General features: G+C 36.5%; 11 protein-coding genes. 5 read left to right on the forward strand and 6 right to left on the reverse strand.

What is annotated here, in order from left to right; all coding sequences use genetic code 11:
• Positions 1-236: 236 nt before the first annotated feature.
• On the forward strand, positions 237-2,330 hold the full coding sequence (locus CCAL5182_RS05975) for an RNA degradosome polyphosphate kinase (protein ID WP_336610506.1): 2,094 nt from the start codon (positions 237-239) through the stop codon (positions 2,328-2,330).
• Positions 2,331-2,377: 47 nt separating this feature from the next.
• Here CCAL5182_RS05975 and CCAL5182_RS05980 read toward each other — a convergent pair whose 3' ends face one another.
• From CCAL5182_RS05980 to CCAL5182_RS05995, 4 genes are read right to left on the reverse strand one after another with little or no spacing between them, the layout of a single operon-like run.
• Positions 2,378-3,172 (reverse strand): 3'-5' exonuclease, encoded by a 795-nt coding sequence (locus CCAL5182_RS05980; protein WP_169971476.1) that lies wholly within the window; start codon positions 3,170-3,172, stop codon positions 2,378-2,380.
• Positions 3,169-3,816, reverse strand: a complete 648-nt coding sequence (gene rpe / locus CCAL5182_RS05985; protein ID WP_336610543.1) for a ribulose-phosphate 3-epimerase — start codon at positions 3,814-3,816, stop codon at positions 3,169-3,171. The genes CCAL5182_RS05980 and rpe overlap by 4 nt, the downstream gene beginning before the upstream one ends.
• A gap of 12 nt (positions 3,817-3,828) precedes the next feature.
• The gene (locus CCAL5182_RS05990; protein ID WP_336610507.1) at positions 3,829-5,202 is read right to left on the reverse strand and encodes a hypothetical protein; all 1,374 of its coding nucleotides are present in this window, start codon (positions 5,200-5,202) and stop codon (positions 3,829-3,831) included.
• Positions 5,186-5,950, reverse strand: coding sequence for a hypothetical protein (locus CCAL5182_RS05995; RefSeq protein ID WP_336610508.1), 765 nt, complete (start codon positions 5,948-5,950; stop codon positions 5,186-5,188). The genes CCAL5182_RS05990 and CCAL5182_RS05995 overlap by 17 nt, the downstream gene beginning before the upstream one ends.
• Positions 5,951-6,103: 153 nt before the next feature.
• Between CCAL5182_RS05995 and rpmB the strand changes: the two genes are divergently transcribed.
• The 4 genes from rpmB to CCAL5182_RS06015 are packed head-to-tail and all read left to right on the forward strand — an operon-like array spanning position 6,104 to position 8,892.
• The gene (gene rpmB / locus CCAL5182_RS06000) at positions 6,104-6,295 is read left to right on the forward strand and encodes a 50S ribosomal protein L28 (RefSeq protein ID WP_169971470.1); all 192 of its coding nucleotides are present in this window, start codon (positions 6,104-6,106) and stop codon (positions 6,293-6,295) included.
• Positions 6,296-6,316: 21 nt separating this feature from the next.
• Positions 6,317-7,447, forward strand: a complete 1,131-nt coding sequence (locus tag CCAL5182_RS06005; RefSeq protein WP_169937393.1) for a potassium channel family protein — start codon at positions 6,317-6,319, stop codon at positions 7,445-7,447.
• The gene (argJ, locus tag CCAL5182_RS06010) at positions 7,440-8,630 is read left to right on the forward strand and encodes a bifunctional glutamate N-acetyltransferase/amino-acid acetyltransferase ArgJ (protein WP_336610509.1); all 1,191 of its coding nucleotides are present in this window, start codon (positions 7,440-7,442) and stop codon (positions 8,628-8,630) included. Before CCAL5182_RS06005 ends, argJ begins: the two co-directional genes overlap by 8 nt.
• 55 nt (positions 8,631-8,685) lie before the next feature.
• Positions 8,686-8,892, forward strand: coding sequence for a YdcH family protein (locus CCAL5182_RS06015; RefSeq protein WP_169937390.1), 207 nt, complete (start codon positions 8,686-8,688; stop codon positions 8,890-8,892).
• Between the two features lie 2 nt (positions 8,893-8,894).
• On the opposite strand, the gene epsC is transcribed toward CCAL5182_RS06015, so the two are convergent.
• Together epsC and cysK are read right to left on the reverse strand one after the other, a co-directional pair.
• On the reverse strand, positions 8,895-9,452 hold the full coding sequence (epsC, locus tag CCAL5182_RS06020) for a serine O-acetyltransferase EpsC (RefSeq protein ID WP_169937388.1): 558 nt from the start codon (positions 9,450-9,452) through the stop codon (positions 8,895-8,897).
• Position 9,453: 1 nt separating this feature from the next.
• Positions 9,454-10,359: a cysteine synthase A gene (cysK, locus tag CCAL5182_RS06025; protein WP_336610510.1), complete on the reverse strand. Its 906-nt coding sequence runs from the start codon at positions 10,357-10,359 to the stop codon at positions 9,454-9,456.
• Positions 10,360-10,369 lie beyond the last annotated feature (10 nt).

Raw genomic sequence — 10,369 nt, forward strand, 5'->3', positions numbered from 1 at the left:
TAAACATTTATCTTAAAATCGTTAAATTTAAAAAGAAATCTTTTTTAATATCGCAAACAAAATAACAAACGCCAAAAAAATACCTACAAGCAAAATGTAATCAGACATTTTTAGCTCCATTTGTGAAACTTCTTCGGTATTGTAACAAATTTTTTAAAAACCTGCAAAATTTAAACATAATAAAGATATTTATTAAGGCAAATATCATACAATAAAACAAAAACCAAAGGATAATAATGAGTAGAAAACAAAGCCTTTTTATCAACAGAGAACTTAGCTGGCTTCGTTTTAATTCGCGAGTTTTAGCACAATGCAACAAAGACATTCCTCTGCTTGAAAAGCTTAAATTTTTAGCCATTTATACGACAAATTTGGACGAATTTTATATGATACGTATAGCTGGTCTTAAACAACTTTTTGCCGCAGGTGTAGTAACTAGCGGTAGTGACGAAATGAGCCCGTTAGATCAGCTTAGAGAGATACGAAAATACCTGCAAAACGAACATAAAATCGTAGAAGCGCACTATAACGATGTTAAAAATTCTCTCGCGAAAGAGAATTTATTTATCAAAAACTACGAAGAGCTTGATGAGGGTTTAAAACAAAAATGCGACACATACTTTTTCTCAAATATTTTACCTGTAATAGTTCCTATCGCTGTTGATGCGACGCACCCTTTTCCGCATTTAAATAACCTTAGTTTTGCGCTAGCCGTGAAACTTTCAGACGTAGAGCATCCTGAAATTTTAAAATACGGCATGATACGAATTTCTCGTGTTTTACCAAGATTCATACAGCCAAACGAGAATGTCTACGTGCCTATCGAAACGATAGTAAAACGCCACGCAGAAGAGATATTTCCAGGATATAAGCTCATTAGCTCATGCGTGTTTAGAGTTACCAGAAACGCCGATATAGTCATAGAAGAAGAAGAAGCCGATGACTTTATGATGATACTAGAACAAGGCTTAAAGCTTCGCAGAAAAGGCGCTTTTGTCCGCATGCAAATCGCTCATGACGCAGACCCAGAGATACTTGAATTTTTAAATTCTCACATGAAAATTTTCCACAAAGATATTTATTATTCAAAGATACCACTAACATTAAGCTCGCTTTGGCAAATCGCCTCAAACAAGGATTTTAGTCATCTTGCAAATCCTCTTTATACGCCAAAAACTCTCCCGCCATTTGGAGAAAATATTAATATCTTTGAAGCTATCGATAAAGAAGACATTATGTTAATGCACCCTTATGAGAGCTTTGATCCGGTTGTGCAGTTTGTAAAAGAGGCGAGCAAAGATCCAAAGGTTATTTCAATACGCATGACGCTTTATAGGGTCGATAAAAACTCGCCTATAATCCAAAGTCTAATAGACGCTGCAAGTGATGGCAAACAAGTAACGGTAATGGTTGAGCTAAAGGCGCGTTTTGACGAGGAAAATAACCTACACTGGGCAAAAGAGTTAGAAAACGCCGGCGCACATGTTATATACGGTATAACAGGATTTAAAGTCCATGCTAAAGTTAGTCAGGTCATCAGACAAGTTGGAGATAAACTTAAATTTTACATGCATTTTGGAACAGGCAACTACAACGGTAGTTCTGCAAAAATTTACACCGATATTAGTCTATTTACTTCAAGAAATGAATTTGCCAACGACTCGACGATATTTTTCCATATCCTTTCTGGCTATAATAAAAATCGCCGCCTTCAAACCCTCTCAATGTCGCCATTTCAGATAAAAGAGCGCATCATAGAAAAAATAAAATTTGAAGCAAGCAAAGGCAAAGAGGGTAGGATCATCGCCAAAATGAATGCTCTTATAGACACCGATGTCATAAACGAGCTAAGCAAAGCCTCAAATGCAGGAGTAAAGATCGATCTTATCGTAAGAGGCGTATGTGGACTTAGGCCAAATGTAGCAGGTAAAAGCGAAAATATCCGTGTGCGTTCAATCATCGGCAAGTATCTAGAGCACGCGAGAATTCTATACTTTAAACACGCTGAGCCTAAAATTTATATCTCAAGCGCCGACTGGATGCCTAGAAATTTAGAGCGTCGACTGGAGCTTATGACGCCTATTTACGAGCCTAGACTTCAAGAGCGAATGCTTGAACTTTTAGAACTTCAACTAAGCGATAACGAACTAGCATTTGAGCTGCAACAAGACGGCGAATACAAACAACTAACGGTAAAAGATAACGAAAAGTCAATAAATAGCCATGATGTTTTAGAAGCTTATGTAAATAAAATTTACAAATCCCTAAAGAAAGACACGGATAAGGCAAAAGCCGATCTTATCGCAACAAAACTACTAAAAGAGAGTTAAGTCCCGCAGTTTGTGGGACTTTTTTTGCCTTTATTAAATTTAATACCCTAAACCAAAACAGGTTCGGGTTTTAGCTTCATGCTTGGAGCGGTTTTGCTAAATTTAATCAAATCTTCTGTTGTTTGAACGCTAAATGGAAGTCTAGAGAGTGAAATTTTTAAAATTTCAGCTGCAGCTATCGCGTCATTTAAGGCACGATGATGAAGGTTGTTGATGCCAAGTAACTCTTTTAACGAGCCAAGACCGTATTTTTCAGAGGCTATCGTCCTGCGAGCTAGATCTATGGTGCAAAGTTTGCGATTTAGAAGCATTCCTAGCCCTATTTGATCCAAGCTTTGCGAGATAAATCCATAATCAAAATTTACATTATGAGCAACAAAAAGTGATGTTCCTAAAAATAATTTAAATTTCTCCAAAACATAGCTAAGGCTTGGAGCACCCACCAAATCATCTGTGCTTATACCTGTTAGCTCTGTTATGTTTTCAGGAACAAACGGCGCTGAAACAAAGCTTTCAAAACGCCCTATTTCGACTGAATTTTTTATCTTTACCGCACCTATTTCTATTATTTGCCCGGTATTTATACCACCGCTTGTCTCTATATCTACCACACAAATTTCTTGCTCGCTTATGTCCCTAAAGCGCGTTAAAAGCTCAATCTCATTTTGTTCTGTCTTTATGATATCAAGCCCCAAAGCACACCACATATCAATATCTCTAACATCCATAAATCCACTTAACTCTTCTATATCTGAAAATTTGGATATGAACTCGTAGTAGCCCATGTTATGGGTGCATAGTAAATTTAAGAGATTATCAAGACGTTGTTTTCTTGGCTTCAAAACTCAAGCTTTATCGCGCGGATCGCCTCCGCGTATGAATTTGATGAAAATACATAATTGCCCGCGACCAAGATATCCGCTCCTGCCTCATCAAGATCTGGCGCATTTAAGCCATTTACTCCGCCGTCAACCTCGATCATACATTTTGCATTTTTCTTTTCTATTAGCTCTCTTAGTGCACGAATTTTTTCATAAACAACAGGCATAAAGCTTTGCCCGCCAAAACCAGGATTTACGCTCATTAAAAGCACCATATCCACTTCGCTAACTATATGTTCGATCGAATTTACCGGAGTATGCGGGTTTAAGACGATACCTGGACTTACGCCATTTTTACGGATATGGTCTATCAGTCTTAAAGGATGCTTTTCCTCTTCTATGTGAAATGTTAAAAATTTAGGCTTTAAGGGCAAGAAAAGATCAACAAAAAACGGGTTATTCTCAACCATTAAATGTATATCAAGAGGTTTTGTGGCCACCTTTGCCACGGCATTTACAACAAGCGGTCCGATGGTTAAATTTGGTACAAAATGCCCATCCATAACATCAAGATGGATAAGATCCGCACCGGCTTCACAGATAGCTTTTATCTCCTCATCAAGCCTTCCAAAGTTAGCTGATAAAATACTAGGAGCTACATACATTATCATTTTTCCCTATTTACTTATAAATAACACGCCTAAATTATCATCTTCTTTAATGCCAAGCTCGATAAGTGCGCCGTTGCTAACATCATCATAAAACCTATCGTCTATGAAAAATTTAGACATACTAACACCGACATTCATATCTTTTGAGATAAAAAAGGCTAAAATTTTATTCGCTATTATACTTAAAAGTTTCTCATAACCGCTTAAAATCGGGTCAAATTTGTCATTTACTCCGACAAAAATTTTACTCATTTGCTCTAGCTTTTCTCTTTTTAAAGCAACAACAAGCCTCATATCAAAATCACCGTAAAAAACTATACACGCGGTTAAAAGGTCGTTATTTACACGAAGGTCACAAGCTGACACCTTCATACGAACTGATAAAATTTCATTCCCCAAAAGTGCAGAAACGGAATTTGTCGCACACTCTATGATAAAAGGCAAAATTTCAACTATACCCTTTGAAATATGCCTTGGCTGATAGCTAAAAGCATCTTTTGGTACATAAACCGTGCCGTTATCATCAAGAAATTCTTGTAAATTTTTATATAAAAGCACATTTGTTTGCTTTAGCCCTTCGACTAAATTTGGAGATAAATTTTTTTCATTTACTCCGCATATTATAAGTATTGCGCCATATTTTGCGCTGTATTGGGCAAGTCGGATCAAAAAATTTGCCCCATGGACGTTTATCGTCGTATTTATCCAAAATATAAATAGCTTAAACCCGACTTTTAACATATTTTTATGATAATCCATATTAAAAATCTCTATAAAAGACGAGTCGATAATACCGTTGGTTTTATAAATAACAGAGTTATCCTTGATAAAAGTTTGCAAAAGCGACGGCTTTTCGACTAAGTGTGTTCTTGCGGTAATTGCGTATTTGTATCTCTTTTTTTGATTAGAAAACAAGGTTCTGTTTTTAGAAATTTGAACCTTATAGTTGCGCTCTTGAAGTCTTTTTTGCAAGTCCTCTCTATGCTCCTGTGACTCTACAAAAAGCAAAACAGAACCTTTTGTATCCACAAGCGTCCTATCAAGGAAAATCCTTGCTATATCTTCGGTTTCAAAAAGTGAAAAATTTATAGACTTGCTAAATGAAGTTTTCATCATTATATCGTGCAGTGCAATACTGTAATCACAAATTCCAACTTCGACTTTTAGCTCTTTTGAAAGCTCTTTTAGTCTAACTATGGCTTGGTTAAGCCATGCCGGAGCAAAAAACACGACATCCTTAAAAGAGAGTAAAAGATGTGAAACACCTCTGGCTCTAACCAGTTTTACGCTCTCATCATCAAGTAAATAATGCGGGGTATGAAGCTCTAAAAACCCAAACGCACGAATAACTGCAAATGATGAGTTAAAGGTTATTTTCATGAGCCAATGCCTTTTTAAAATTAACCAACATCTCGCCTGTCACATCAATATCTAAATTTAAGATCATATCAAAACCCATATCTGAAAATTCAGGCCTGCAAAACTCATAAATAAGCAAAATTCTTAAATAATCGCTAAGCTTTTTATCCTCTTCATTTAAGTTTTCAAGCTCAAAACCAGCCGTTTTGCAAACCAAGTCAAATAAGCTTGTGCCATATAAATTTTTTAAAATTCTATCATAACTAACATCTGAATTTCTTACTACGTATTCAAAATTATGAGATAGATCAGAAAATATAATCTCACAAACCACAATACTCAAAAGAGCGTATGCGCTAAGGTGTAAATTTCGATCATTTTTTTGTTCTAAATAGCTTATAAGTCTGTTCCAATCAGATAAAATTTTAGCATTTAGTTCGACTATTTTTATAGCATTTGTGTTAAAAATTTTCCAATTTTTAGGAATTTTAAAAAATATAAAATACGAATACACAATAAGCTTAAAAATATCAGGTCCCAGCAAATGCGAGATAACAACAATATCTTTGCTATTTATGTCTACCTTTGTGCCAAAATCAACCTTGCGCAAAAGCGTAAAAAAGTATGTTTTAAATGTTTTATCTTCTGATATGATTTTAATGGCTTCAGCTATTTGAGAATTTAAAAGAAGTCCTTTACACTCTTGTAAATTTTTAGAAAGTAAAAGAATTTGCTCTATTTTTTTATCAATTTGCTCTTTTAAAAGCATTTGTGTTCCAAAATAATTTAATTTTTTTAATTAATTCGTATTTTATCTATTATTTTTTTAAAAATCAATACGAAAAGTATCTTGTATCTTTAAGCATTCCTTTTGTTTATTTTAGATACAATCAGCAGAAATTTTTGTTTATAAGGAAAAAAAATGTCAAGAAGATGTGCCATAACAGGTAAAGGTCCTATGATTGGAAACAACGTAAGCCACGCCAACAATAAGACTAAAAGAAGATTTATGCCAAACCTAAGAACGATTCACGTTACTTTAGAAGATGGCACCACTAGAAAAATCAAAGTTGCTGCTTCAACTCTTAGAACAATGAAAAAGCAATCAAACTAGTATGTAAAATGAGAGGAATTTATGTCTTTTATAACAAGACTTAAAAAATTCCTCAACTGGTCTAGCTCAACAAAGCCGGAAATAAACCTCAACACCGAACTATACGAACAACTAAAGCCCTTCAGACTTCCGCTTATCTGCGTCGTTTTAATGATGACGGTAGGTTCGCTCGGATATGTATTTATCGATAACTTTTCATTAATAGACGGCATATATCAAGCAGGTATGACATTTACCACGGTCGGTTTTACCGAAGTCGCACCTATATCGACAAAAGGACGACTTTTTACCATCACCTTTATATTGCTTGGTTTTGTTGTTTTTACGTTTTCTATCGGTATCTTGGTGGAGGTTTTAAAAAAAGGTCTATTAATCGGTATTTTAAAGGAAAGAAACATGCTTTATAAGATCGCGAGACTAAAAAATCACTTTATAATCTGCTATCATAACATATACACCATAGAGCTTAGTGCACAATTTAGAGAAAACCATATACCTTTTGTAGTAGTGGATAATAGGGATGATCTAGCCGAACTTGCAGAAGAACATAAATACCCCTACTTTATCAAAGCTCAGCCACATACCCAAACAGCATTTTTAAAAACTCACCTCTCAAGCGCAAAGGGACTAATAACTCTAAGCCCAAACATCGCTGATAATATCGCACTAATCGCTTCGGTTAGACTTTATGAAAAAGAGATCGGTAGAAAAAGACCATTTTTCGTAATGACCAACTCTGACAACGAAGATGATACCGAACGCCTTAAAAAACTAGGAGCAAATAGCGTTGTTAGCCCATCTCGTCTAGTAGCACAAAGACTAAGCGCCATGAGTGTACGTCCTGATATGGAAAACATGTTAGAGCAGTTTTTATACAAAAAAGACTCACCGATCGATATAGAGGAAATTTTAGTGCCTGACTACTCGTGGGTTAGATTTAAAAGGTTAAAAGAGACGCATCTGCGTAATATCACAAACGCCGACGTGGTAGGTATCCGCGACATGAATAACAAATTCATACCGATGCCAAACGGCGATACTCTCATAGGCACTGGGACAAAACTTCTAGTTATCGGAACGGTTGACGGTATACGTCTTACAAAACGCGTGATAAAAAGCAAACACAAACCAGAGGAATTTAAATATGTTTAAAATAACTGCTCTACAAAACGGGCTTGAGAATGTTGATGGATTTTATTTTGGAGGAGTAAAGTCAGGTTTTAAAAAAGATGCAAACGATCTAGGCTTCATAAGAAGCGACGAAGTCGTAGATGTTAGTGCAAATTTTACAAGTAATAAATTTAGAGCCGCTCCTATAAGGCATTTTTTAAAATACCCTAAAAATTTTAAAACAAATTTCATCTTGCTAAATTCTAAAAACGCAAATGCAATGACCGGAGAAGCTGGAGTTAATGATATAGATACTCTTTTTACAAGACTAAAAGAGACATTAAATTTAAACCTTGTAAATCCGATCATGAGCTCAACCGGCGTCATAGGATATAGGCTAAATATCGATAAAATCTCAGCATCGTTTGATAAATTTGAGCTAAATTCTCGCGACAGCAACGCAACCGTAAGCGCGATAATGACAACAGATAGCTTTAAAAAAGAGCTTGCTTATGAAGTAGAGCTTAAGGACGGTTCTAAATTTAAAATAGCTGCGATATGCAAGGGTGCAGGTATGATAAATCCGGCATTTGCAACCATGCTTTGCTTTATCTTAACCGACGCAAACATACCAAAAGAAGATATGGATGAACTTTTAGATGGTGCAGTAAAACAAAGCTTTAACTGTGTAAGCGTGGATGGCGATACCTCAACAAATGACACCGTCATGCTTTTAAGCTCACGCAAATCAAACTCTTATAATAAAAATGCTTTCAAAGAAGTTTTAAATCTACTTACAAAAGAGCTTTCTCTTATGCTAATTAAAGACGGCGAAGGTTCAACAAAAGTAGTAGAATTTGAAGTAAAAGGCGCAAAAAATTTAGAAGAGGCTCAGCGCGCAGCAAAAGCTCTTTCAAATTCGCTTCTAGTAAAGACGGCGATATTTGGAGAAGATCCAAACTGGGGACGCATAGCCTCAACTATCGGCGCTAGTAATGTAGAGTGTGATGAAGACAAGCTTGTAATCTTTTACGACGATGTGTTGCTTTATGATAAAAATCACAAAGAACTTGACAAGGCTCGCGAAGCCGATGCTCACGCGATAATGCAAAAACCAAACTACAAAATAAGCTGCGATCTTGGTGTGGGAGAAGCAAATTTTAGCGCATACGGATGTGACTTGGGTCATACATATGTTAGTATAAACGCTGATTATCGTTCATAGTCAAACATTTACTCTCTTTTGTTAGAATTTGTAAATTTTTAACAAAGGAGACCTTATGTTACATGAGCACACGGATCTTATCAACGAGTTAAAAACAAAAAACGCACGTTTTGCTTCACTTTGTCAGAAGCATAAAGAACTAGATGTGCAGATAGATAGAGGCTCTTTGGGTGCAAAAGAGCTTGAAATACTAAAAAAAGAAAAACTAAGATTAAAAGATGAAATTTATTCTGAAGTTTTAAAGTATAAAAATTCTATATAAACCTAAATCATAAACTCCGGCTCGTATTTATTGCCATTTACTCTAACCACGCGAGCCGGGATCCCAACAACCGTAGCGTTTCTAGGAACATTTTTTAAAACAACCGAATTTGCACCGATCTTTGCACCATCTCCTATAGTTATCGCTCCAAGTATTTTTGCACCTGCAGCTATGGTTACTCCATTGCCAACCGTTGGATGGCGCTTGCCACACTCTTTTCCCGTGCCGCCAAGTGTAACTTGATGATACATCATCACATCATCTCCAATCTGCGCAGTCTCTCCTATAACAACACCCATACCATGGTCTATAAAAAATCTACGACCTATCGTAGCACCAGGATGTATCTCGATACCGGTTATAAATCTTGAAATTTGTGAAATAAATCTAGCTAAGAAAAAGCGCTCTTTTTTATATAAAAAGTGCGCGAATTTATGTATCGCTATAGCATGAATGCCGGGAGTGTTTATAAGTATTGCTACAAAACAGCACTTTTTAACAGAGGGGTCTTTCTCTTTTACGACCCCTACTAGCTCTTTTATCTCAGCCCAAAAATTCATATCACACACCGTAAAGTTCAGTGCTTAGGTATCTTTCGCCATTATCCGGAGCTATAAAAAGAACCTTTTTACCTTTTCCAAGCGCCTTAGCCACGCGTCTTGCGGCAACATAAGCAGCACCACCGCTAATACCAAAAAGTATACCCTCGCTTTTAGCAACTTCTCTTGCGCCAAGCATAGCATCTTCGTTGCTGATTTTTTGAATTTCATCAACAATATCAAGATTCATCGTATCAGGAACAAATCCAGCACCAATGCCTTGAATTTTATGAGGTGAAGGATTTCCGCCGCTTAATACAGGTGAAGCCTCAGGCTCTACGGCTACTATTTTGGTGTTATAGCCTTTTTCTTTTAGTTTTTTAGCAACACCGCTTATAGTTCCACCGGTGCCAACTCCCGCAACAAAAGCATCAAGCGAGTCAAAGTCGGCTATGATCTCAACGCCAGTATTTAGCTCGTGAGCCTCTGGGTTAAATTCGTTTTCAAATTGACTTAACATCACATGATTTGGCTGGGCAGCTAGCTCGGTAGCACGCGCTATAGCACCCTTCATACCTTTTGCTGCTTCGGTTAGCTCTAGCTTTGCTCCATACGCCGCTACTATCTTGCGACGCTCTATACTCATACTTTCAGGCATACAAAGGACGACCTTAAATCCAAGTGCGCTTCCTACCATGGCTACGCCTATTCCGGTATTGCCGCTTGTAGGCTCAACTATAGTATCGCCGTCTTTTAGCTTACCGTTTTGTAGCATTTTTTGTATCATGTTAAAAGCGATTCTGTCTTTAATAGAACTTCCTGGATTAAAAAATTCAAGCTTAGCATAAATTTCAGCTTCATTTTCGCCTGATTTTAGTTTAACTACCGGGGTTTTGCCGATAGTTTGTGTGATATTTTCATATATCATTTAGGTCTCC

It is taken from the genome of Campylobacter sp. 7477a, from assembly GCF_014892335.1.
GTDB lineage: Bacteria > Campylobacterota > Campylobacteria > Campylobacterales > Campylobacteraceae > Campylobacter_A > Campylobacter_A californiensis.

Bases quoted from the DNA above. Each gene is read 5' to 3' on its own strand.
- epsC (WP_169937388.1), bottom strand. From the start codon at position 9,452: ATGAATTTTTGGGCTGAGATAAAAGAGCTAGTAGGGGTCGTAAAAGAG.
- argJ (WP_336610509.1), top strand. From the start codon at position 7,440: ATGTTTAAAATAACTGCTCTACAAAACGGGCTTGAGAATGTTGATGGA.
- rpmB (WP_169971470.1), top strand. From the start codon at position 6,104: ATGTCAAGAAGATGTGCCATAACAGGTAAAGGTCCTATGATTGGAAAC.
- rpe (WP_336610543.1), bottom strand. From the start codon at position 3,816: ATGTATGTAGCTCCTAGTATTTTATCAGCTAACTTTGGAAGGCTTGAT.
- CCAL5182_RS06015 (WP_169937390.1), top strand. From the start codon at position 8,686: ATGTTACATGAGCACACGGATCTTATCAACGAGTTAAAAACAAAAAAC.
- CCAL5182_RS06005 (WP_169937393.1), top strand. From the start codon at position 6,317: ATGTCTTTTATAACAAGACTTAAAAAATTCCTCAACTGGTCTAGCTCA.
- cysK (WP_336610510.1), bottom strand. From the start codon at position 10,359: ATGATATATGAAAATATCACACAAACTATCGGCAAAACCCCGGTAGTT.
- CCAL5182_RS05975 (WP_336610506.1), top strand. From the start codon at position 237: ATGAGTAGAAAACAAAGCCTTTTTATCAACAGAGAACTTAGCTGGCTT.
- CCAL5182_RS05995 (WP_336610508.1), bottom strand. From the start codon at position 5,950: ATGCTTTTAAAAGAGCAAATTGATAAAAAAATAGAGCAAATTCTTTTA.
- CCAL5182_RS05990 (WP_336610507.1), bottom strand. From the start codon at position 5,202: ATGAAAATAACCTTTAACTCATCATTTGCAGTTATTCGTGCGTTTGGG.